15 protein-coding genes are annotated in these 23,115 nt (G+C 70.1%); 13 read left to right on the top strand and 2 right to left on the bottom strand.

The genetic code is table 11. From position 1 onward, the window contains the following. Positions 1–180 precede the first annotated feature (180 nt). Positions 181–825, bottom strand: coding sequence for a hypothetical protein (locus tag WMF33_RS30195; RefSeq protein ID WP_437331871.1), 645 nt, complete (start codon positions 823–825; stop codon positions 181–183). Positions 826–957: 132 nt separating this feature from the next. Beyond that, positions 958–2,250, bottom strand: coding sequence for a type VI secretion system-associated FHA domain protein (locus tag WMF33_RS30190; protein WP_061622430.1), 1,293 nt, complete (start codon positions 2,248–2,250; stop codon positions 958–960). Positions 2,251–2,442: 192 nt separating this feature from the next. On the opposite strand from WMF33_RS30190, the gene WMF33_RS30185 reads away from it, so the two are divergent. From WMF33_RS30185 to glf, 13 genes are all read left to right on the top strand, one after another. Further along, positions 2,443–4,314 carry a transglycosylase SLT domain-containing protein gene (locus WMF33_RS30185; RefSeq protein ID WP_437331870.1) on the top strand — a complete coding sequence of 624 codons (1,872 nt, stop codon included), beginning with the start codon at positions 2,443–2,445 and terminating at the stop codon, positions 4,312–4,314. A gap of 37 nt (positions 4,315–4,351) precedes the next feature. Then, positions 4,352–7,051: a type VI secretion system ATPase TssH gene (gene tssH, locus WMF33_RS30180; RefSeq protein WP_437331869.1), complete on the top strand. Its 2,700-nt coding sequence runs from the start codon at positions 4,352–4,354 to the stop codon at positions 7,049–7,051. A 96-nt stretch (positions 7,052–7,147) separates the two neighbouring features. After that, on the top strand, positions 7,148–7,906 hold the full coding sequence (gene tssJ, locus WMF33_RS30175; protein WP_437331868.1) for a type VI secretion system lipoprotein TssJ: 759 nt from the start codon (positions 7,148–7,150) through the stop codon (positions 7,904–7,906). Positions 7,907–8,091: 185 nt separating this feature from the next. Further along, positions 8,092–9,453, top strand: a complete 1,362-nt coding sequence (gene tssK / locus WMF33_RS30170; RefSeq protein ID WP_061627898.1) for a type VI secretion system baseplate subunit TssK — start codon at positions 8,092–8,094, stop codon at positions 9,451–9,453. A 34-nt stretch (positions 9,454–9,487) separates the two neighbouring features. Next, on the top strand, positions 9,488–10,165 hold the full coding sequence (locus WMF33_RS30165) for a DotU family type IV/VI secretion system protein (protein ID WP_020737975.1): 678 nt from the start codon (positions 9,488–9,490) through the stop codon (positions 10,163–10,165). A 42-nt stretch (positions 10,166–10,207) separates the two neighbouring features. Next, the gene (gene tssM, locus WMF33_RS30160; protein WP_437331867.1) at positions 10,208–13,921 is read left to right on the top strand and encodes a type VI secretion system membrane subunit TssM; all 3,714 of its coding nucleotides are present in this window, start codon (positions 10,208–10,210) and stop codon (positions 13,919–13,921) included. A gap of 519 nt (positions 13,922–14,440) precedes the next feature. Next, positions 14,441–15,460: a type VI secretion system-associated protein TagF gene (gene tagF, locus WMF33_RS30155; RefSeq protein WP_437331866.1), complete on the top strand. Its 1,020-nt coding sequence runs from the start codon at positions 14,441–14,443 to the stop codon at positions 15,458–15,460. A 119-nt stretch (positions 15,461–15,579) separates the two neighbouring features. After that, positions 15,580–17,262 (top strand): type VI secretion system protein TssA, encoded by a 1,683-nt coding sequence (tssA, locus tag WMF33_RS30150; protein ID WP_437331865.1) that lies wholly within the window; start codon positions 15,580–15,582, stop codon positions 17,260–17,262. A 181-nt stretch (positions 17,263–17,443) separates the two neighbouring features. Beyond that, the gene (tssB, locus tag WMF33_RS30145; RefSeq protein ID WP_437313251.1) at positions 17,444–17,935 is read left to right on the top strand and encodes a type VI secretion system contractile sheath small subunit; all 492 of its coding nucleotides are present in this window, start codon (positions 17,444–17,446) and stop codon (positions 17,933–17,935) included. A 3-nt stretch (positions 17,936–17,938) separates the two neighbouring features. Continuing rightward, a complete protein-coding gene (gene tssC, locus WMF33_RS30140; RefSeq protein WP_437331864.1) occupies positions 17,939–19,423 on the top strand; it encodes a type VI secretion system contractile sheath large subunit in 1,485 nt (494 codons plus the stop codon). Between the two features lie 272 nt (positions 19,424–19,695). Continuing rightward, a complete protein-coding gene (locus WMF33_RS30135) occupies positions 19,696–20,286 on the top strand; it encodes a TIGR00730 family Rossman fold protein (RefSeq protein WP_061628584.1) in 591 nt (196 codons plus the stop codon). Between the two features lie 543 nt (positions 20,287–20,829). Further along, on the top strand, positions 20,830–21,984 hold the full coding sequence (locus WMF33_RS30130) for a glycosyltransferase family 1 protein (protein WP_437331863.1): 1,155 nt from the start codon (positions 20,830–20,832) through the stop codon (positions 21,982–21,984). Next, positions 21,969–23,093, top strand: coding sequence for a UDP-galactopyranose mutase (glf, locus tag WMF33_RS30125; protein WP_437331862.1), 1,125 nt, complete (start codon positions 21,969–21,971; stop codon positions 23,091–23,093). The genes WMF33_RS30130 and glf overlap by 16 nt, the downstream gene beginning before the upstream one ends. The last annotated feature ends 22 nt before the right edge of the window (positions 23,094–23,115 follow it).

Below are 23,115 nucleotides of genomic sequence, written 5' to 3'. Positions count from 1 at the left end.
GGGCGGGCGGTGGCCCGCCGAGCTCGCAGGACGCGCGGCTCGCACGCGCGCAGGGCGCGGACGGGCCGCGCGTGGGTCGGCTCGGAGGACGGCCAGAGAGGAAAATTGCCGTCGTGACGGGGAGGGGCGCCGGCGCGGAGGGCTCGCCGGCGACAGGGGCTCGCCGGCGAGCTGCGGCGGCTACCAGCAGAACAGCGCGTTGCCGTAACCGCAGTTCGGACGCTGGAACATCGCGTAGGCGGTGCCGACGGCGAGGCCGCTCAGGAAGCCGGTGACGCCGCCGATCGCGATCTGACCGGCGTTCTCGTGCGGCCGCGTGCCTTCCGGGGCGACGCCGCGCGCGATCGTGGTCACGACCGAGGCGGTGAGGGGGAAGGCGACATTGCCGATGAAACCGCCGGCGTTGAAGCGACCCGACGAGTACCGGAACGTGTCGACCAGGAAGATGCCGGTGCCCGCGCCCGTCGCGCCCCACGAGGCGAACGCGTGCGTCGAAGGGCCGCCGAACGACTCGCAGCCCGAGTCGGGCAGCGCCGTCTTCGTCTCCTCGATCCCGCATCCGGGGCGCGTCGACTCGATCGCGTCCTTGATCGGCAGATCCACGAGCAGCGTCAGCGCGGTCATCGTCATCGCAGGCGCCAGGACCGAGAAATGCCAGCGCCCCTTCCAGCCGACCGTGGCCTCCGGATCGCTGTAATAAACGCGCGGCATCAGGAAGACGACCGAGGAGCCCAGCGCGAGGCTCACGTCCGAGACCGTGGCCCAGCCCTTATCGCGCACCGCCTCCGCGGCCGCCTCGCGCGGGGCGAGGAGGCACGCGGCCACCGAAAGACAACCTGCTGCTACGACTTTCTCCCTGATTCGCATGAACGGCGCCTCGCGTTCGGCCGCGCCACCGGCGAAGGGCGGCGAGCTCAAGGCGCGGCGCGCCGCGCGAAGCCCCGCCGTTTTGGGGCGCTACCGTTTGTTCGAATTCCCAGAGACGGGGAAGCGGACGATGCTCCTGCCTCCCGACTCGCCGGATGACCCGTAGTCCTCTCCGGCGGTCGCAGCGTACGCCCGAGAGAACTGCTCGCCAAATATTTCCCGAAACGTCTCCTTGTCCTCCCCCGAGTAGTCGCCGTGGCGGCGCTCGTAGAGCTTCCAGAGCTCCTCGTACTTGCTGGAGAACAGCCCGCCTTTCTTGCCCTCGCGCTCGAGCTTCTCTTCGAGCGTCTTCGGCGCGAGCTTCACGAGCAGCGACCTCACGCCCCCCATCACGCCGTTCAGGAGCGCGATCTGGTGGCTCATGACATCGACGAAGATCTCGTGGAGGTGCCGCGCGGCCTCCGGCCCGCCGACCGGCGTGAGCAGGACCGTGCCGAGCTCCTTCGCGTCCTTCGCGTTCGCGACGTTGTCCGTCTCCGCGGAGCGATCGCGGGCCAGCACCTCGGCCTCGAACTCCTGGTAGCCGTCGCGCAAGCTCACGAAGCACTTCAGGAAGACCTCCATCGTGTCGCGGAGCCGCCGCGCGAAGTTGACGATGCCCGCCACGTCGTCCGGCGGCTTCGCGCCGGGCGCGAGGGCGCCCGCCAGCTCGGACAGCGCAGCGAACGCGGCGTTCGCCGGCGCCAGCTCGCCGAGCGTGCGGTAGTCCACGCCGTAGTACTGGGAGATCTTCTGGAAATCACGCTCCGCGAGCACGCTCGGGTGCTCCTCGCCCAGCCGGCGCAGGTAGCTCTGGCGCGCGTCGGGCGGGAGGCGCGCGAGGTGATCCCAGATCATCCGGTACACCGCGCCCCACGCGGTCCGGTACGCCTCCAGGTACGGCACCACCTGGCGCAGGTACGGGTCCTCGCCGCCGGGCGCGGCGCGCTTCTGCGGGTGGAGCAGCGCGGAGAGGTTCTCGCCGCCCGTGCCGAGCAGCGTGCCGTCGCTCGGGCTCTCCGACTTCAGCGGCGCCTCGACGATCGCCAGCCGGATCTGGATCGGGCCGATCGTGATCTCCGGCTGGCTGCTCACGTCCACCGAGGTGTCGCGCGCCAGCCGGTGCCCGGCGAACATCGTCCCGTTGGTCGAGCCGAGGTCGCGGACGAGGATCCGGCGATCGCGCACGTCCACCGCCGCATGGAACTGGGAGATGTACGGCCGGTCGATGTGAAGGTCGTTCAGCTGGTTCCTGCCGATCCGGACAGGGAAGCGCTCGAACGAAGCTTCGAAGCTTTGGTTGGCCTGGGTGTCGGACACGCGGGCCGAGAGCGCCGCCGGCATGGGTGCAGACTAGCAGACCCGCTCCGCCGCACGGGAGTGCCTGACGCCCCTCCGCGCCGCCATCCCGCCGACGCGCGGTCCGCCCACCAGCCCGCAGCGCACGGCGAAAGCAAGCCGGTCGCTTTCTTGACGGGCTTGCCTACATGGTGCGACCTTAAACCACACATGAGCCTCGTCCATAAGATCCCTCCCATGGTCTCCGCCCTGGCGTTTGGCTACGGGGTCGGGATGGCGGCGCCCCAGTCGGCGATCTCGTCGGTCCAGGCGGCGGTGTCGACCTACCAGCTGGGCGGAGCGCGGGCCGGGGCGCAGGTCACGGCGCTCGCCGCCGCGCCGGCGCGCGGGGTCGACGCGCCTCCGGCGCGCGGGGTCGACGCGCCGCTGGCGCGCGGGGTCGAAGCGCCGGCGCTGCCGCCGGGGAGCGAGTCGCGGGAGCTGCTCCGGCTGCGGGACGCCGCGGGGCGCGACGCGCGGGAGGGCGCGTCCTGCGAGGTGGATCGGCCGAGCTTCTCGCGGCCGCCGCGCGCGTTCTCCGCCGAGGGCAGCTACGCCGACGACGTGGACGACCTCGACGCGCCCGGCGCCGAGGCGCTCTCGAAGCTGCAGCTGCCGGACCTCCGGCTCTCCGTGTCGCGCCGCACCCTGAAGTACGTCCGCTTCTTCACGCGGACCGACCGCGGCCGGGGGATGTTCGAGACGTGGCTGAAGCGGAGCGGGCGCTACCAGGAGATGGTCCAGGCCGAGCTCCGCGACCGGCGGCTGCCGGAAGATCTCATCTGGGTCGCCATGATCGAGAGCGGCTTCGACCCGCGGGCGAAGTCGCCGGCGGGCGCCGTCGGGCTCTGGCAGTTCATGCCCGCCACGGGGGAGGTGTACGGGCTGCAGCAGACGCGGCACCTCGACCAGCGCAAGAACCCGCGCCTCGCCACGCAGGCCGCGGCCCACCACCTGCGCGATCTCTACATGCGCTTCGGCAGCTGGGATCTCGCGCTCGCGGCCTACAACATGGGCTACGAGCAGCTGCTCGACCGCATCGATCGGTACGGCACGTCCGACTTCAACGAGCTGGCGCGCCAGCAGGCGATCCCCTCGGAGACGGCCGCCTACGTGCCGAAGATCGGGGCGGCGGCGATCGTGGCGAACAACCTGGAGCGGTTCGGGTTCGATCAGGTCGAGGTGAGCCGGCCGCTCGACGCCGCCGAGATCGCGGCGCCGCCGGGGACGCCGCTCAAGACCCTGGCGAAGGCCGCGGGCGTCGCGACGTCGACGCTGCGGTCGCTGAACCCCGACATCCTCGGGGACCGCGTGCCGCCCGGCCGGGGGGACTTCATCGTGATGATCCCGTCGGACACGCTGGCGCGGGCGCAGGCGGCCCTGCCCGCGATGCTCTCCGCGGAGCAGCTCGCCACGGACGACGCGTCGATCCTCGATCCGGTCGACCTGCTCGGCGGGCGCGACTTCGCGCCGCGGCGGAGGAGCCTCGACGACGAGAGCCTGCTCTCGCTGCTCCCGAAGCCCGCGCGGCGGCGGGCGGCGGACCCGGCGGACGGCGACGACCGGCCCGCGAGCGGCAAGCGGCGCGCGATGCGCGACCCGGTGGCCTCGCTCGACGACGGCGCGGAGAGCCCGTCCGACGACGACGCGGCGTATGCCCCGGCGCGATCGCGGACCGCGCGCGCGGGGCGAGCTGCGCGCGAGGTGATGCTCTACCGCGTCGGGCCCGGCGATACGCTGATCGGCGTGGCGCGGCAGTTCGTCATCGACGTCGAGGACGTCGCGCGCGATAACGGGATTGACGCGGACCAGAAGCTCCGCGTCGGCGCCCTGCTAAAGCTGCGGATACGGCCCGACATGGTGGACCGCGTCGCCTCGAGCGAGGCGGCCGTCGCGCAGGCGAAGGACGAGAGGGCCCAAGACGGGGCGGCGGCGTCGCGGGGCGCCGCGCCGCGCGTCGAGGCGGCCCGCGGCGGGGCGAGGCCGCCCGCGCGGGAGCGCGGGGAGGCCGGCGGGGGCGAGGGCCGCGCCCCGGAGGCCGCGGAGAAGAAGCCCAAGGGGCGCGGCTGACGACGGCGCTTTCGGACGAGGGCGCGCCTCGGTTAGCATGCCTCGCATGCAGCTCGTCGACACCAAGGCCATCGTCAAGCGACTCACCAAGAACTGCACTTCAGCCCTCGAGGCGGCGATTGGCCAGTGTGTCAACGCGCGCCACTACGAGGTCACGCTCGAGCACCTGCTCCTCGCGCTGCTCGACGACGCGAACTCCGACATCGCGTTTCTCGTATCCCACTATGATCTCGACCCGTCGCACCTCCGCGCCGCGCTCCAGCGCAGCCTGGAGGAGCTGAGGAAGGGCAACGCCGGAAGGCCGGTGCTCTCTCCGACGATGCTCGAGTGGATGCAGGACGCCTATCTCGTCGGATCCATGGAGTATGGCTACCAGCGGGTGCGGAGCGGCGTGCTCTTCCAGCGCCTCGTCCAGCAGCCGACCCGGTACTCGGTGAGCGGCATCGGCGCTTACCTCGAGGGCATCTCGAAAGACGATCTCAAGACAAATCTCTCCAAGATCGTCTCCGGCTCGAAGGAGGAGGCCGAGGCCGCCGCGGCGTCCGCGGGCGCGCCCGGGGCGGGGAAGCTGCCGGCCGGCATGGCGAGCGCCGGGCCCGACTCGGCCCTGGCGAAGTTCTGCGTCGACTACACCGGCAAGGCGCGCGCGGGGCAGATCGATCCGATCTTCGGCCGCGAGCGGGAGATCCGGCAGGTCATCGACATCCTCGCGCGGCGCCGCAAGAATAACCCGATCATCGTCGGCGACGCGGGCGTCGGCAAGACGGCGCTCGTCGAGGGGCTCGCGCTGCTCATCGTCGAGAGCTCGCCGGAGAACCCGAAGGTGCCGCCGCTCCTGCAAGGGGTCGACATCCTCGGGCTCGACATGGGCCTGCTCCAAGCGGGCGCCGGCGTGAAGGGCGAGTTCGAGAACCGCATGAAGCAGGTGATCGCCGAGGTGAAGGGGTCGCCGAAGCCGATCATCCTCTTCATCGACGAGGCGCACACGCTCATCGGCGCGGGCGGCCAGCAGGGCGGCGGCGACGCGGCCAACCTGCTCAAGCCGGCGCTCGCCCGCGGCGAGCTCCGCACGATCGCGGCCACGACGTGGAGCGAGTACAAGAAGTACTTCGAGAAGGACGCGGCGCTGGAGCGGCGCTTCCAGCCCGTCAAGGTCGACGAGCCGAGCGAGCCGGCCGCCGTCGTGATGCTCCGCGGGCTCCGGCCGAAGTTCGAGCAGGCCCACAACGTCATCATCCAGGACGAGGCGGTGACCGCCGCGGTGCGGCTCTCGGCGCGCTACCTGACCGGCAGGCAGCTGCCGGACAAGGCGGTCGACCTGCTCGACACGTGCGCGGCGCGGGTGAAGGTCGCGCTGCAGCAGCGCCCCGCCGCGGTCGAGGACGCCGAGATCCTCATCGTGAACACCGAGACCGAGCTCAAGGCGCTCGAGCGCGATCGGGACAAGGGCGTGCACATCGACGCCGAGCGGGTCGCCGAGCTCAAGGATCGGCTCGCCAAGGCGAAGGCCGAGCTCGAGGAGGTGCGCGCCGCCTACGCGAAGGAGACGGCCGGCACGCAGAAGGTCATCGACGCCCGCAAGAAGATGGACGAGGCGAAGTCGAACGAGGAGCGCGACGCCGCCCGCCGCGAGGTGGTGAAGGCCCTCGACGAGCTCAAGCAGAGCCAGGGCGAGGTGCCGCTGATCCGGCCGGACGTCGACGAGGCGATGGTGGCGAGCGTCGTGGCGGCATGGACGGGCATCCCCGTCGGCAAGATGGTCCAGGACGACGTGAAGGCGCTCCTCGAGATGGAGGACCGGCTGACCCGGCGGATCAAGGGGCAGACGCACGGCATCGTGACCATCTCGAAGGAGCTCCGGAGCGCGCGCGCGGGCCTGAAGCCGCTGAGCACGCCGCAGGGCGTGTTCCTGCTCGTCGGGCCGAGCGGCGTCGGCAAGACGGAGACCGCGCTCGGCATCGCCGACCTCATGTTCGGCGGCGAGCGGATGATGACCGTCATCAACATGTCCGAGTTCCAGGAGAAGCACACGGTCTCCCGGCTCATCGGCTCGCCGCCCGGCTACGTCGGTTACGGCGAGGGCGGCATGCTCACCGAGGCCGTGCGCCAGCGGCCCTACACGGTCGTGCTCCTCGACGAGGTCGAGAAGGCCGATCCCGACGTGCTGAACCTGTTCTACCAGGTGTTCGACAAGGGCATGCTGAGCGACGGCGAGGGGCGGCTCGTCGACTTCAAGAACACGGTCATCATCCTGACGAGCAACCTCGCGACCGACAAGATCACGAACATGACGATCGCCGCGCGCGAGGAGGACCCGGCGCGGCGGCTCGACGCCGACGGCGAGTTCATCAAGGAGGTGGTCGAGGCGATCAAGCCGACGCTCTCGGCGCACTTCAAGCCGGCGCTGCTCGCCCGCATGACGACGGTGCCGTACCTGCCGATCTCGCCCGACGCGCTCGGCGAGATCACGCGGCTCAAGCTGGACGCGCTCGTCGATCGCCTGCGCAAGAGCCAGCGGATCGAGGCGTCGTACTCGGACGCGCTCGTCGACACGATCGCCGCGCGCTGCACGGAGGTCGACACGGGCGCGCGCAACATCGATCACATCCTCCGGGCGTCGCTCCTGCCGCAGCTCTCGGTCGCCGTCCTCGAGAAGATGGCGGAGGGCCCGCTCCCGAAGCGGCTCCAGATCGGGGTCGACGCCGAGAAGAACTTCACGGTGTCGTTCTCGGACTAATCGACCGCGCCCGCGCACCGAAAGTTGTACGGGCCGTGAGACTCCGCATAAATTGGGCGGAGCATGGTCGCGTTCGCCAAGCTCCTACAGCGTTCGATGTGGCTCGGGGAGCCGCGTTCGCCCTCCCCCGCGGGGGAGGGCCCGCCGCGCAGGCCGGCGCCTCGACCCGGGCCGGCGTCGCTCCTCCGCGGGGCGGCCCCGGGGAGGGCCGCCGCCCTGGTCGCGGCGGCGACGCTCGCCGCCGCCGCGCTCGCCGGCCTGCCCGCCGCGGTGGCGGGCTGCACGTCCCCCGCGCCGCCGCCCGCCGCCCCCGAGCCGTGCGACGTCCAGATCGTGACGCTGTCGATCTACGCGTCCGACAACATCAACCCCAACGAGAACGGCAATCCGCGGCCCGTCGTCGTGCGGCTCTACCAGCTGAAGAGCAGCGCGCGCATGGAGAACGCGACGTACGATCAGATCCTGCTCCGGGACAAGGAGACGCTCGAGGACGACCTCGCCAAGGTCGACGAGGTCGAGGTCTTCCCGAACGACCTCGTCGAGGTGAAGTTCGAGCGCCTGCCGGACGCGAGCCACCTCGTCGGCGCCGCCCTGTTCCACAGCCCGAAGGGGAGCAGCTGGAAGACGTTCTACGAGTTCCCGCTGCCGCCCGGAGAGGCCCAGTGCGGCGGGCGCGAGAGCGACGCGGGGCCGCCCGTGGCCGACCCGCGGGTCGCGTTCTTCATCGACTCGACAAAGATCGACAACGGGGTCGAGATGGACGAGTCGATGTTCCCCAACGCGACCGCCGTGCGGCGGCTCAACCTGCCGAAGAAGGCGGCCGCGCCGGAGGCGCCGTCCGCGCCGAGGCGGTAGCGGCCCATGGTGCGCCCCGGTCGTCCTCGATGCGGTGCTCGATCGCTCGCGGGAGCGGCGAGCGGCGCGGCGCGCGCGGCGCGGCGTGATGGCGCGACGCGCGCGGTCCGGCGTCGCGGCGCCCCGCGCGCGGCCAGCTTTCGCGCCGCGCTGCGCGGCACATCTGATAAGACTGGACGGGCGACATGATCCACCCGCGTAAGCCTGTCTGGACCGAGGGGCTCTTCATGACCCCTCAGCATCTGCAGCAGTCGGACGTCTACCACGAGACGCTGCTCCACGCGCGCCTCCACGCGGTCGTGGGCTACGACTGGGGCATCACGTCCGCGCAGTTCGACGAGCGGGCGCTCTCGGCCGGGCAGTTCAAGGTGGTCAAGTGCCACGGCGTCTTCCCCGACGGGACGCCGTTCTTCATCGGCGATCGCGGCGAGGACCAGGTCGAGGCGCGGCCGCTCGAGGGCGCCTTCCCGGCCGCGCTGCAGGATCTCGACGTCTACCTCGGCATCCCGAACCTGCGCGAGACCGCGGCGAACATCAGCCTCGACCCGGCGAAGGCGGGGCCGGCCCAGCGGTTCGTGGCGTCCCAGGCGACGGTCCCGGACGTGAACTCCGGGCGCAACGACACGTCGGTCACCTGGGCCCGCACCAACCTGCGGCTCATCTTCGGCACCGAGCCGCGCGACGCGTACCAGACCGTGCGCATCGCGCAGCTCACCCGCGACCGCTCCGGCGCGATCGTCCTCCGGAAGAGCTTCATCCCGTCGGTCCTCCGCATCAACTCGTCCGACCACATCATGTCCGGCCTCCGGCGGGTGCTGTCGGCGCTGGTCGGCAAGCAGAAGTCGCTCGTCGAGGGGCGGCGCATGCGCACCGCGGCGTCGGTCGACTTCCAGGCCTCCGACCTCACGAAGTTCTGGCTGCTCCACACCCTGAACTCGTACATCCCGGTCGTGTCGCACCTCGTCGACCACGGCCGCGCGCACCCGGAGCAGTGCTTCGTCGTCATCGGCTCGCTCATCGGCGAGCTCTGCACCTTCTCGGCGGCCGACAGCGACCCGACGACGATCCCCAAGTTCAACTACCTCGACCTGGAGGGCGTCCTCGACCCGATGTTCGATCGGGCGGTCGCGCTCATCAGCGGGGTCGTCACGGACCAGTTCATCATCGTGCCGCTCGAGAAGCGCGAGGACGGCATGTACCTCGGCAGGTTCGATGACCCGAAGGTGCCGCGCACCCACGAGATGTTCCTCGAGGCGAAGGGCACGGACGAGGCCACGCTGCGCGAGCGGCTCCCGCGCCTGCTCAAGATCGGCTCGTGGACGCAGATCGGTCACATCCTGCACTCCGCGACGCCTGGCGTGAACGTCGCCATCGAGTACCGGCCGCCGGGCGCGATCCCGGTCAAGCCGGGGCTCGTCTACCTCCGCGTCAACCAGTCCGGCGATTACTGGAACGACATCCTCGGCTCTGGCACGATCGCCATCTACCAGCCTATCGAACCGCAGAAGGTCGACCTCCGGCTGATCGGGGTCCCGACGGGGAAGTGATCGTGCCTGGCCGCCCCATCCGGGTGAGGAGCCCATGAGCCTCTCGCAGACGATGTACTTTGTTTGCTCCGACGTGCTGTCGCTGATCCTGCAGCTCAGGAACTCGCGCGACCTGCCGGCGCCGGACATCCTCCAGCGGCGCGTCCTCGGCCTGTTCGACACGATGATGCAGAACGGGCGGGAGGCCCGCATCCCCGAGCAGGACATGATCGACGCGAAGTTCGCGCTCGCGGCCTTCGCCGACGAGGTGATCTTCAACTCGAACTGGCCCGGCAGGACGCAGTGGCTCCAGAACCCGCTGCAGTTCCAGTTCTTCCAGCTGAACACGGCCGGCGACGGGTTCTTCACGAACCTCGACAACCTCTACGGCCAGCGCGGCAGAAACCACGTCGCGCAAATCTACTTCCTGTGCTTGGCCCTCGGCTTCCAGGGGAAATATCGTCTCCGGCAGCAGGAGGGCCTCGGCGCGGTCATCGAGGGTGTGGGCAACTACGTCGCCGTCGCCGAGGGCGGCGGGGACGTCCTCGCGCCGAACGCGGAGCGCAAGGACGGGGGCGCCGGCGCGGTGCGCCGCGAGCTGCCCTACCTGGCGATCGCGCTCGGCCTGCTCGTGCTGGCCGTCCTCGTGGTCATCGTGCTCCGGCTCGTCGTGGCCTCGGACGCGGAGGGCGTGGCCGACCAGATCAAGAAGCTGATCAGCACAGGGACCTAGGCGACTCCGCCCGTCCTCTGTTGTTCCCGAGGGAGACTTCCGATGTGGCTGTGGATCCTGAGCGCCCTGTTCCTCGCCGCCGTGTGGGGAGTATGGTTCATGCTGCGCCCCGCGGGAGGGGAGGGGGCCGAGGTGCTGCCGATCGAGATCCCGATCGCGGCGACGGCGGCCGTCCTCTTGCTGCTGGCGGGGCTCGCGGTCTACCGGCGGATCCGGGCGGCGCGCGCCGCGCGGGCGCTCGAGAAGGCGATCGCGCAGCAGGCGCAGGAGCAGGTGATCAACGCGAAGCCGGAGCGGCGCGCCGAGATCCAGGAGCTGAGCCGGCAGATGCAGGAGGGCATCGCCGCGCTGAAGGCGTCGAAGCTCGGCGGCGGCCAGCGCGGCGCCGACGCGCTGTACGTCCTGCCCTGGTACGTGATGGTCGGCCCGCCCGGCGCCGGCAAGACCACCGCGCTCCGCCACTCGGGGCTCGTGTTCCCGTACATCGACCCGGAGCGCACCGGCGTGCGCGGCGTCGGCGGCACCCGGAACTGCGAGTGGTGGTTCACGAACGAGGCGATCCTCCTCGACACCGCCGGCCGGTACACGACCGAGAGCGACGACCACGACGAGTGGATGGCGTTCCTCGAGCTCCTGCTCCAGTACCGGGAGCACAAGCCGCTCAACGGCGTCATCGTCGCGGTGAGCATGAGCGAGCTGCTCGACGCGAGCGACGACCAGATCGACCAGACCGGCAAGAAGATCCGCGCGCGCATCGACGAGATGCAGCGGACGCTGCACATGACCCTGCCGGTCTACGTGCTCTTCACGAAGACCGATCTCGTGGCGGGCTTCACCGAGTACTTCGGCGACCTGAAGAAGAGCGAGCGCGCCCAGGCCTGGGGCGCCACCGTGCGGCTCGACGAGGGCAAGTCCGAGCCCGGCAAGATCTTCGATCGCGAGTTCGACGTGCTCATCGAGCGGCTCCACGCCCGCCTGACGAAGCGGCTCATCGGCGAGCGGAGCCGCGACGTGAAGGAGAAGGCCTACCAGTTCCCGCTCGAGTTCGCGGCGGTGAAGCGCAACCTCTCGGACTTCATCGCGGCGGCGTTCGCGCCCGGGGCCGGCGCGGCCCCCGCGCCGATCCTGCGCGGGTTCTACTTCACGAGCGGCGTCCAGGAGGGGCGGCCGCTCGATCGCGTGGTCGGGGCGATGGGTCGGGCGTTCGGGCTGCGCGCGGCGCTCGGCGAGGGCGAGGAGGAGGCGGCGCTCCCGAAGGAGTCGAAGAGCTTCTTCCTGCACGACGTCTTCACGAACGTCGTCTTCCCCGATCAGGATCTCGCGGCGCGCAGCGAGGCCGAGCTCCGGCGGCGCCGCTTGCAGCGGATCCTGGTGGCGGCGGTGGCGGCGTTCGTCGCCCTCCTGTTCCTGCTCCCGGCGGTGATCTCGTACTTCAACAACAAGGCGCTCGTCGCCGAGACGAGGCGCATCTCGGACGAGATCGCGTTCGTGGACTGGTCCGGGCGGAGCGGCGCCCCGCCGAACGTGCCCGCGAACATCGACAAGCTCGACCGGCTGCAGGGGCACGTGGGGAAGCTCGATCAGTACGTCGAGAACACGCCCCTCGACCACGGCTGGTTCATGTTCCAGGGGGACAAGCTCTTCCCCCCGACGATGGGGCAGTACATCAAGAGCCTGAAGCAGGGGTTCGTCGGCCCGGCGAAGGCGCAGCTCGAGGCGAAGCTCGAGCGGGTGCGCGACGGGGAGTTCCTGGACGGCTACAACGCCCTGCGCAGCTACCTCCTGCTCGGCAAGGGCTTCCAGGAACACATGGATGAGCAGGCGGCGCGGTGGCAGACCGGCCGGCTGGTCCAGGTCTGGGCCGACATCCTGAAGCCGTTCACCGACATGCCCGAGAGCGACCTCAAGGAGCGGCTCACGCCGCACGTCGCCTATTACATCGACCTCGTGCGGCGCAACAAGCTCGAGGCCGAGGAGCTGAACGATCCGCTCATCGCGAGGGCGCGGGCCGATCTCCTGCGGGTCGACCCGACGAAGCGCTACTACGACCAGTTCGTGACGAGCCTGATCGACCAGAAGTACGACGAGTCGGGGCCGAACACGCCGGAGAACCTGAAGTACCCGCCGGTGTCCCTGGACGAGATGTTCGCGGACCGGCCCGAGGTGCTGACCGTCATCCACAGCGCGCAGAAGAACCGGGGCGGGCCCTGGTTCAAGGTGGAGGGGCCCTACACGGCCAAGGGGCACGCGCAGGTGCTCGAGTCGCTCAAGGAGGGGAGGAAGAAGCTCGAGCGCGAGCTCTGGGTGCTCCCGCTGTCGAACGACGAGAAGCGGAGCGGCGACCAGATCCAGAAGGAGCTCGACCGCGTCCGGCAGGACTACGACAACGCGTACATCGCGCAGTGGGAGGCGTTCTTCCGCGACATCCAGGTCGACATCCCGAAGACGAACCGCGACGCGATCCACGAGTTCCGGGTCCTCTCCACGCCCGACTGGCCCTACCGGCGGCTGCTCCAGCGGCTCCACGACGAGACGCAGTTCCCGGTGGAGAAGCCGAACGTGCTCACCGCGGACGGCGGCATCATCGACAGGGCCAAGGACATGTTCGCGCAGCGGGTCGAGCGGCGGACGAACGTGCAGATCGGCTCGATGCTCCCGGGGCAGGGCGGGCGCGAGCACTACGACCCGGTGCCCGACAAGTTCGAGTCGATGGCGGGCTTCGGCGTGTCGGCGCCGGCGGAAGAAGGGCAGCCCCCGCCGCCTCCGGCCAAGCTGAACCAGTACGTCGGCCACCTCGAGCGGCTCGCCGGGGAGATGAGCGTCGTCGAGGACGGGCCGCCGGACACGGACACCTCGAGGGCCACCGAGGCGTTCCAGGACGCGGTGAAAGAGACGCAGACGCTCCTGCTCTCGATGGACCAGACCGGGCAGCGGCTGATGGAGCCGCTCCTCATGAACCCCCTCCGGCAGGCGTACAAGGCGGTCGTGCGGCGCGCCGGCGGCGCGGCGAGCGGCATCTGGGAGGTCGAGGTCTGGCCGCACTACCGCGACAAGATCAAGGACCGGTACCCGTTCAACCTCGCCTCCTCCCGCGACGCCTCGCTCGAGGACGCGATGGCCTTCTTCAAGCCGAAGGACGGCGTGCTCTGGGGCTTCTACGAGACGTACCTGAAGGGCTTCCACTACCAGGTCGGGCACGAGTACTTCCCGAAGTCGCACCTGTCGGGGCAGCCGCAAGCGGCGAAGCCGTTCACGCCGTTCAACGCGAACCTGTACAACTGCCTGAGGCGCTCGGACGAGATCACCGACGCGCTCTTCGGGGGCGGCGGCGCCGAGGGGCCCAAGGTCGTCTTCCACATCAACATGAAGACGGTCAGCCCCATCGTGAGCGAGGTGGTCTTCGAGGTCGACGGCCAGAAGAGGCTCTATCGCAACGAGAAGGAGTTCTGGCACACCTTCAACTGGCCCGGAGAGGGCGCGAAGGGCGCGAGGATCCAGGTGCGCGGCGCAGGCGGGCTCGACGAAGAGCTCGTGCGCGAAGGGCCCTGGGGGATCTTCCGGCTGTTCGAGGCCGGGACCACGACCGCCCAGAAAGACAACGACGCGCTCTTCACGGTGACCTGGCAGATGACCGCTCCGCCCGTGACCGTCACCATGGAGATCCGGCCGACCCGCGGGAACCATCCGTTCCCGGCGAGCTTCTTCCGGGCGACCAACTGCCCGCCCAGCATCGGTGATCGCTTCGGCAAAGGGTGATCCGGACAGCAACGGAGCCGGCGGGGGAGGGGGTGTCGTGCGGGGGGCCGGCGGGGGCCCCTCCCGCGAACTCGCGCCTTTTGGCGGCTATGGCCGTGGGGACGGGGGGACCTGGGCTGTGAGGTGGGCGCTGCGATGCGGGCCGGCGCTCGGATTCGCGGGGCCCTACCCCGCCGGCCCCCCGCACGACACCCCCTCCCCCGCCGGCTCTTTGTGACGGGGAAGAAGAGAGGGGCGGTCGGCGATCGCCGGCGCGGGGGTTGAGGCGATCGTCCTGAGCCTGCCGGCCGGAACGGAGCGTGCGGGGAGGGGGCCGCGCGCGCGGGGGGCGGCGGGGTAGGGCCCCGCGAATCCGAGCGCCGTCCCGCATCGAAGCGAATCGCTCATGATCTCGGCGGATCCGTACGTGTGGCCATAGCCACCACAAGGCGCGAGTTCGCGGGAGGGGGCCCCGCCGCCCCCCCGCGCGCACGGCCCCCTCCCCGCACGCTCCCGCTGCGACCAGGAGCAGCCGGGAAGGTGGTAGCGCTCGGTGAGCAGTTCGTGGTTCACTCCCAGGCCGTCATGTTCTGGCGCCGCAAGAAGGGCCCAGCCGCTCCGCCGCAGATCGGCTGCTTCGGCAAGCTGCCCGCCACGGGCGACTTCATCCGGCTGAACGCAGGAGGCGAAGAGCTCGCCGCCTTCGACCGATGGCTGGGCGCGTCCATCGATTTCGCCCGGCGCGCCATGGGCCCCCATTTCGATGCGTATTACCAGCCGGCGCTGGGCCTCTTCGTCTTCCACGGCGACCCGAAGGGCGACGAGCCGCCCGCCCGCGGGCTCGTGGGCGCATGGGCCGCGAGCGGCGACAACGCCGGCCGGCTCTACCCGATCGTCGTGTTCGGCTCGTACGACTACGACCAGCTCCTCGCCGCAGGGCCGTCGCTCCCCATCACCCTGTTCCCGCTCCTCGCCGCCGCCCACGACGCCGCGACGAACGGCCGGTCCATGCCCGTCGACGCCTTCCTCCACCGCGTCTCCCAGATCGCGCCGCCGTCGCTCGACGACCCGGACGCGTCGAACGCCGCCTACCGCGCCTGGCTCAAGACCCAGCCGATGAAGGCGCTCTGGGACGCAGGCTTCGGCACCGACGCGAGCCGCTTCTGGGTGCTGCAGAACATCCTCGACTCGGTGATGCCGTTCCGCGGCCAGGAGCTCCCCAGGACAGGGCTCGCGCTCCGGCTGCCGCTCGGCGCCGGCGACGCCTACGCCGCCGCCGTGTGGATGGACATGACCCTCCGCCTGTCGAAATGGGGACGCACGCTGATGAACGCGTTCTGGACGCCCCAGCGCACCCTGCTCCTCCACCTCGGACCCCCTCACGTGGGCTCGTTCCGCGAGATGATCGCCCCTACCACCCAGGCCGAGCACATCGCCGACCTGTGCGGACCCCCGCCGGTCGAAGAGCACGTTTCCCGACACGCGCTCGGGCCGGAGCTCGACGCCCTCGTCGCCCGCACCGACCTGTCGCTCGACAGCTTCCTGGAGGCCCTCGGCTGAGCCCGTGCCCGAGCCCACGACCCCCGATCCGCCGCATGCGCCGCCGCTCCGGCGCGCCGCCATCGATGCCCGCCGATTCGCCGTCCACGCTCGGGACGTCTTGATATCCTTCGCGCCCCATGGCCGCTGAAGACGCCATCCAGAAATCCAAAGCGCGGATCGAGACGCTGTTCGCTCCCATCGACGGCGGCGTCGGCGCCGACGTCACCTACGACGAGGCGTTCGAGGCCCTCAAGAACGAGGTCGATAAGCTGCAGTCGCTCGCGGGCGGCAAGGTCGACTGGTCCCGCGTCGTGACCGGCGCCGACGAGATCCTGAGCGAGAAGTCCAAGGACTTCCGCGTCGCGCTCTACTACGCCGCGGCGAAGGCGCAGCTCGACAGGCTCCCCGGCCTGCTCGACGGGCTCGTGCTCGTGCAGGAGCTGAACAACGCGTTCTGGGACACGATGTACCCCGCGCTCCGGCGGCCCAAGGCGCGCGGCAACCTGTGCACCTGGTTCGGCGACATCGCGGCCTCGACGCTCGCCGGCGTGACGCCCTCCGCCGCGGAGCGCGACGTGGTGAACGCCATCGACCAGGTGAGCCGCGCCCTCGACGCCGACCTCAGCAACCGGCTCGGCGACGCCTACGGCGGCTTCGGCCAGCTCCGGAGCGCGATCCGCAGCGTCGTCGCGAGCCTCCCCGCCGAGGCGCCGCCGCCGCCGCCACCCCCGCCGCCGCCACCCCCGCCGCCGCCGAAGGCGGCCGAGGCGGCGATCGTCCAGGCGCCGGCGGCCACCCCGGTGATCGTCACCCCGCCGCCGGCGCCGCCGCCGCCGCCGCCGCAGGTCGTCGTCACGAGCAGCCCGGGGCTCAGCCTGGAGGCGATCGTCGACGAGGACTCCGCGCTCACCGTCCTCGGCCGCTGCGCGCCCCTGATCGCGCGCGCGGGCGACGCGCTCCGGGCGACGAACCCGAAGCGCGCGGCCGCGTACCGCGTCCTCCGCATCGGGCTCTGGATCGACATCCTCGACGACCCCGGGGCCGGATCCCCGAACAGCACCACCGGGGTCCCGCCGCCGCCCGATCACGTGCAGCGGGCGCTCCCGGCGCTGACGAGCCAGAGGGCGTTCGCCGACATCCTGCCGCTCGTCGACGAGTACGCGCAGAGCTACCCCCTCTGGCTCGATCCGCACCGGTACGCGGCGAACGCGCTCGAGCAGCTCGGCGACGACTACGCCGACGCCCGGCGGGCCGTGCTCGTCGAGATGGGCGTCCTCATGCTCCGCGCGCCGCTCCTGGCGACGCTCAAGTTCAACGACGGCACGCCGTTCGCGGACGCCGAGACGCAGACCTGGCTCTCGAACGACGTGGCGGCCGCCTTCGGCTCGGGGGGCGCCGGCGCCCCCGCGAGGCCGCGGAGCTACCTCGACAAGCCGCTCTCCGAGGCCCGCGGGCTCGTCGCGAACGAGCAGCCCGTCGACGCGATGGTCCTCCTCGAGAAGGCGGCGGCCGCCGCTCCGTCGGCGCTGGACCGCTTCCGCGTGCGACTCGCGATGGCGCAGATCAACATCGAGCTGTCCCAGTTCCTCGTGGCGCGCGCGCAGCTCGAGGCGCTGGAGCACATCGTCGAGCACCACCGACTCACCACCTGGCAGCCGGATCTCTGCGCGGAGCTCTACGCCGCGCTCCATACATGCTACCGCGCCCTGAACGAGCGCGACGACGTCACCCCCGAGGCCAGGGCGAAGGAGGTGCTCTGCTTCGAGCGCGTCTGCCAGCTCGACGCTGCGCTCGCCCTGAAACTTTCGCTGGGGGTCTGAGGGGCCCGACGGGGGGAGGCGGGGACGAGGGGGGCGAGGCGGGGACGAGGGGGCGGCCGAGGACGATGAGAAGGCGGATGCGCGTCGCGCCGAGAAGCTTGCCCGGGGGGCCGGGGTTTTGGTCTATGCTCGTACGGCCTGCGGGCGCTCCGCCCGCTGCTGACGGGGAAAGGAGCCTGCGATGAAAGAGGGATCGGTCGCGCCGAAGGAGCGCGTGAACATCACGTACAAGCCGGCCACGGGGAACGCGAAGGAGGACGTCGAGCTGCCGCTGAAGCTCCTGATGCTCGGCGACTACACGCAGCGCCCGGATCCGCGGCCCCTCGAGGACCGCAAGCCGATCAACGTGGACAAGGACAACTTCCAGAAGGTCATGAGCGAGCAGAAGCTCGCGCTCACCTTCAACGTCAAGGACGTCCTGTCCGAGCAGGAGAACAGCGAGCTCACGGTCAACCTCAAGTTCCGCCGGCTGAGCGACATGGAGCCCGAGGCCATCGCGACCCAGGTGCCGGAGCTCAAGAAGCTCCTCGACCTGCGCGCCGCGCTGACGGCCCTCAAGGGGCCGCTCGGGAACGAGAAGGCGTTCCGCAACAAGATTCAGCAGATCCTGAGCGACCCGGCTCAGCGCAACAAGATCGTGAGCGAGCTCGGGCTCGACAAGGAAGGGGAGTGAGCGATGGCGACGGAGACACAGGCCGCGGGGAGCGCAGGCGTCCAGACCCTGGAGGGAGGGTCGCTGCTCGACGAGATCCTCGCCGAGACGAAGATGACGCCCGGCGACGAGGGGTACGAGATCGCCAAGCGGGGCGTGCAGGCCTTCATCTCGGAGCTCGTCGCCCCGCGGCGCGAGGGTGAGAAGGTCGACAAGGCCTTCGTCGACGCGCTGATCGCGGAGATCGACGTCAAGCTCTCGCGGCAGATCGACGAGATCCTCCACCACCCCAGCTTCCAGAAGCTCGAGTCCGCCTGGCGCGGCCTCAAGTTCGTCATCGACCGCTGCGACTTTCGCGAGAACGTCAAGGTCGAGATGCTCAACTGCTCCAAGGAGGACCTCCTCGCCGATTTCGAGGACGCCCCCGAGGTGCCGAAGAGCGGCCTGTACAAGCTCGTCTACTCGGCGGAGTTCGGCCAGTTCGGCGGCAAGCCGGTCGGCGCGATCATCGCGAACTACGAGTTTGGCCCCGGCCCCCAGGACATCGCGCTGCTCCAGAAGTGCGCCGCCGTCGCGGCGATGTCGCACGCGCCGTTCATCGCGGCGGCGGGCCCGCAGTTCTTCGGCCTCAAGGACTTCATCGGGCTGCCCAACCTGAAGGACCTGAAGGCGCTCTTCGAGGGGCCGCAGTACACGAAGTGGAACGCGTTCCGTGAGACCGAGGACTCGCGCTACGTCGGCCTCGTGATGCCGCGCTTCCTGCTCCGCCTGCCCTTCGGCGCCAACACCGTCCCGGTGAAGGCGTTCAACTACGAAGAGGACGTGATCGGCAAGCACGACGCGTACTGCTGGGGCAACGCGACGTACGCCTTCGCCACCCGGCTCGCCGACAGCTTCGCCAAGTACCGCTGGTGTCCGAACATCATCGGCCCGCAGGCGGGCGGCGCGGTGGAGAACCTGCCGCTTCATCAGTACGAGGCGATGGGCGAGATCCAGACCAAGATCCCGACCGAGATCATGCTCACCGAGCGGCGCGAGTTCGAGCTGTCCGAGGAGGGCTTCATCGGGCTCACGTTCCGCAAGGACTCGGACAACGCCTGCTTCTTCTCGGCGAACTCGGCGCAGAAGCCCAAGTTCTACGGGCAGAGCGAGGAGGGCAGGGCGGCCGAGATGAACTACCGGCTCGGGACGCAGCTGCCGTACATGTTCATCATGTGCCGCATCGCGCACTACCTGAAGGTGCTGCAGCGCGAGCAGATCGGGACGTGGAAGGAGCGCGCCGACCTCGAGAGGGAGCTGAACGAGTGGATCGGCCAGTACGTCGCCGATCAGGACGTCGTCTCCGCCGCGACCCGCGGGCGCCGGCCGCTCCGCAAGGCGAGGATCATCGTGACCGAGGTGCCGGGCAACGCCGGCTGGTACAAGGTCGACATGCAGGTGCGCCCGCACTTCAAGTACATGGGCGCGTTCTTCACGCTGAGCCTCGTCGGCAAGCTCGACAAGGAGTGAGCGGCCGGCCACGGCACCGCGCTGCCCGCGCGGTGCCTGGCCGCGCAGCGGGCGGCCAGGCCGCGCAGCGGGCGGCCAGGCCGCGCAGCGGGCGGCCAGGCCGCGCAGCGGGCGGCCAGGCCGCGCAGCGGGCGGCCAGGCTACGCAGCGGGCGGCCAGGCCGCGCAGCGGGCGGCCAGGCTACGCAGCGGGCGGCCAGGCTACGCAGCGTGGGCGACGCCGCGAGGCGGGCGGCCCTGGAACGAGCCCGCCCGCCGGCGTAGGCTCGGGCGATGAGGAAACTCTCAAGGATCTGCGTCTATTGCGGGTCGAGCGCCGGCGCGTCGCCGGCCTACCGCGCGGCCGCCGTTCAGGTCGGGGAGCTCCTGGCCGCGCGAGGGATCGGGCTCGTGTACGGGGGCGGCCACGTGGGGCTCATGGGCGCGGTCGCCGACGCGGTGCTCGCGGCCGGCGGGGAGGCGATCGGCGTCATCCCCCACTTCCTCAACCAGCGCGAGATCGAGCACCGGGGCCTGACGGAGCTCCACGTGGTCGAGACGATGCACGAGCGCAAGGCGAAGATGGCCGCGCTCTCCGACGCCTTCATCGCCCTGCCGGGGGGCATCGGGACGCTGGAGGAGCTGTTCGAGGTGTGGACCTGGACGCAGCTCGGGTCTCAGGAGAAGCCGGTCGGGCTGCTCGACGTCGCCGGGTATTACCGGCCGCTGATCGCCTTTCTGGATCATGTGGTGGCCGAGCGGTTCCTCAAGCCGGGCCACCGCGCGATGCTCCAGGTCGAGAGCGACGCCGAGGCGCTCCTGGGGCTGCTCGCCGCCTGGCGCCCGAACGTCGAGCACAAGTGGATGGCGCCCGACGAGCGGTAAGCGCGTCGCTCGACGCGAAGTCGGGAGCGAGGGTCATTCCTTCAACTCGAGCGCATTTCTCATCCGCCCTGTCGAGGACCCGGCCGCGCGCGCTCGCGAAACGCGGCCGCACTGCGGTGGTCGATCAGGCGATACCCTAGCTCGTATCCGGATCTCTCCTTGGCTCCGCTGCATGAGGGGCACTCCCGAGCGCTCCGGCAAGCATCGTGCATCTACGACCCTGCGCTCGCGCCCGGAGGCGCGTCGAAGGGCGCGGCGCAGTTTGCATCTTTTATGAAGGGCCCGCAGGAAACGCCCGAACGCGGCGCATTTTGCCTCATCTGTGGCAAGTTCGCCCGATCTCGCGTCCAGCGATCATGGCGCCGGCGAGCGTACTTCGATGTTCAGCGCTCTGCCCAGCCCATGTAGCGGATTGCCGCGCGTTTCACGGCGGCCGCGCGGCCCGGCCGCGATGTCCCCGTCAATGGCTTCATCCCGTCGTCGGCCCGTAAATTGCTAAAAGCCGGCGCGGTACGTTCTCAATTCACAGAAATCGGAGACAAGATGAAGCAGGTCGGGCCCGATCTCATCTGTTTGTCGCACCTGCGCTGGAACTTCGTCTTCCAGCGACCGAACCATCTGATGAGCCGCTTCGCGCAGGAGAGGCGGGTTTACTTCGTCGAAGAGCCCGTGTTCGAGGACGGGCCCCCGAGGCTCGAGGCGAGGCACATCGAGGCCAATCTCACCGTCGTCGTCCCCCACCTCCGCCACGGCACCGAGCAGGAGGAGGCCCTCGCGCAGCAGCGCCGCCTGCTCAACTCCTTCGTGCGGGAGCAGGACATCCGGCAGCCGATCCTGTGGTTCTACACGCCGATGTCGCTGCCGATCGCCGCGGACGTGGAGCCGTCGCTCGTCGTCTACGACTGCATGGATGAGCTCTCCGCCTTCCGCGGCGCCCCGCCGATCCTCCGGGAGCGGGAGCGCGAGCTCTTCGCGCGCGCCGATCTCGTGTTCACCGGCGGCCAGAGCCTCTACGAGGCGAAGCGCGCCCAGCACCCGTCGGTGCACGCCTTCCCGAGCAGCGTCGACGCGGCCCACTTCGCGAGGGCGCGCGAGCATGCCGCGGACCCGGACGACCAGCGCGACATCCCGAGGCCGCGGCTCGGGTTCTTCGGCGTCATCGACGAGCGGCTCGACGTCGAGCTCGTCGCCCGCGTGGCCAAGGAGCGCCCCGACTTCCAGCTCGTCATGCTCGGGCCGGTCGTGAAGATCGACCCGGCCACGCTGCCCCGGCTGCCGAACATCCACTGGCTCGGCCAGAAGTCATATCAGGATCTTCCGGCCTACCTCGGCGGCTGGGACGTCGCACTCATGCCGTTCGCGCTCAACGAGGCGACCCGGTTCATCAGCCCGACGAAGACGCTCGAGTACCTCGCCGCGGGCAAGCCGGTCGTCTCCACCGCCATCCGTGACGTGATCACGCCCTACGGCGAGAAGAAGGCGGTGCACATCGCCGACGCCTCCACGTTCGTCGCCGCGGCCCTCGCAGCGCTCGCGGGGCCGCGCGAGGAGCACATCGCGATCGCGGACGAGATGGTGAGCGCGACGTCGTGGGACAAGACGTGGCGCTCGATGTCGAAGCTCATCGCTGACGCACTCCAATCCAAGCGTCCGGCGGCTGTCCGGGCGGAAGGGAACGTACCGTGTTCGACACTCTGATCGTAGGTGCTGGGTTCGCTGGCAGCGTGCTCGCCGAGCGCCTTGCCTCGCAGATGAACAAGTCGGTCCTCCTGTGCGACAAGCGTCCGCACATCGGCGGCAACGCGTACGACTACCACGATGACGCCGGGGTCCTCATCCACAAGTACGGCCCCCACATCTTCCACACCGCGTCGCCGCGCATCTTCCGCTACCTGTCGCAGTTCACGGAGTGGCGCCCGTACGAGCACCGCGTGCTCGCGCACGTCGACGACAAGCTCGTCCCGTTCCCGATCAACGTGGATACGGTCAACGCCCTCTACGGGACCAACTACTCGCCCGCCGAGGTCGAGGCGTTCTTCGCCCGCGTCGCCGAGCCGATCAAGCACTGCCGCACCTCCGAGGACGCGGTCGTCAGCAAGGTGGGCCGGGAGCTCTACGAGAAGTTCTTCCGCAACTACACGCGCAAGCAGTGGGGGCTCGACCCGTCGGAGCTCGACGCCTCGGTCGCCTCGCGCGTGCCGGCGCGCACGAACTACGACTCCCGGTACTTCACGGACGAGTTCCAGGCCATGCCGCTGCGCGGCTACACGCGGATGTTCGAGAACATGCTGGATCACAAGAAGATCCGGATTCTCCTGAACACAGATTACCGCGACATCATGAACGAGGTGAGCTTCAAGGAGATGATCTACACGGGACCGGTAGACTCCTTCTTCGACTTCCGCTACGGGAAGCTCCCTTACCGCTCCCTGGAGTTCAAGTTCGAGACGCATGACAAGGAGACCTTCCAGCCCGGCGCGGTCGTCAACTACCCGAACGAGCACGCGTATACCCGTATCACGGAGTTCAAGTACCTCACGGGGCAGCAGCACCCGAAGACGAGCATCGTGTACGAGTTCCCGAGGGCCGAGGGCGACCCCTACTACCCGGTGCCTCGGCCCGAGAACGCGGAGATCTACCGGAAGTACAAGGCCCTCGCCGACGCGACGCCGAACGTGCATTTCGTCGGGCGGCTCGCGACGTACCGGTACTACAACATGGACCAGGTCGTGGGTCAGGCGCTCGCCACCTTCGACCACATCCGCGAAGCCAAGCTCGACGGAGCAGCGGTGACCGTCGCCGCCTAACGGACCCATGCCTCGACAGCAC

Source organism: Sorangium sp. So ce394, from assembly GCF_051474665.1.
In the GTDB taxonomy this organism is placed as follows: Bacteria; Myxococcota_A; Polyangia; order Polyangiales; family Polyangiaceae; genus Sorangium; species Sorangium cellulosum_D.
Note: the sequence above shows the minus strand (reverse complement) of the source record. Positions and strands in the feature narration are given on the sequence as shown.

Bases quoted from the DNA above. Each gene is read 5' to 3' on its own strand.
- tssM (WP_437331867.1), top strand. From the start codon at position 10,208: ATGTGGCTGTGGATCCTGAGCGCCCTGTTCCTCGCCGCCGTGTGGGGA.
- WMF33_RS30135 (WP_061628584.1), top strand. From the start codon at position 19,696: ATGAGGAAACTCTCAAGGATCTGCGTCTATTGCGGGTCGAGCGCCGGC.
- tssA (WP_437331865.1), top strand. From the start codon at position 15,580: ATGGCCGCTGAAGACGCCATCCAGAAATCCAAAGCGCGGATCGAGACG.
- tssB (WP_437313251.1), top strand. From the start codon at position 17,444: ATGAAAGAGGGATCGGTCGCGCCGAAGGAGCGCGTGAACATCACGTAC.
- WMF33_RS30165 (WP_020737975.1), top strand. From the start codon at position 9,488: ATGAGCCTCTCGCAGACGATGTACTTTGTTTGCTCCGACGTGCTGTCG.
- tssK (WP_061627898.1), top strand. From the start codon at position 8,092: ATGATCCACCCGCGTAAGCCTGTCTGGACCGAGGGGCTCTTCATGACC.
- tssJ (WP_437331868.1), top strand. From the start codon at position 7,148: ATGTGGCTCGGGGAGCCGCGTTCGCCCTCCCCCGCGGGGGAGGGCCCG.
- WMF33_RS30190 (WP_061622430.1), bottom strand. From the start codon at position 2,250: ATGCCGGCGGCGCTCTCGGCCCGCGTGTCCGACACCCAGGCCAACCAA.
- WMF33_RS30185 (WP_437331870.1), top strand. From the start codon at position 2,443: ATGGTCTCCGCCCTGGCGTTTGGCTACGGGGTCGGGATGGCGGCGCCC.
- tssC (WP_437331864.1), top strand. From the start codon at position 17,939: ATGGCGACGGAGACACAGGCCGCGGGGAGCGCAGGCGTCCAGACCCTG.
- tssH (WP_437331869.1), top strand. From the start codon at position 4,352: ATGCCTCGCATGCAGCTCGTCGACACCAAGGCCATCGTCAAGCGACTC.
- WMF33_RS30130 (WP_437331863.1), top strand. From the start codon at position 20,830: ATGAAGCAGGTCGGGCCCGATCTCATCTGTTTGTCGCACCTGCGCTGG.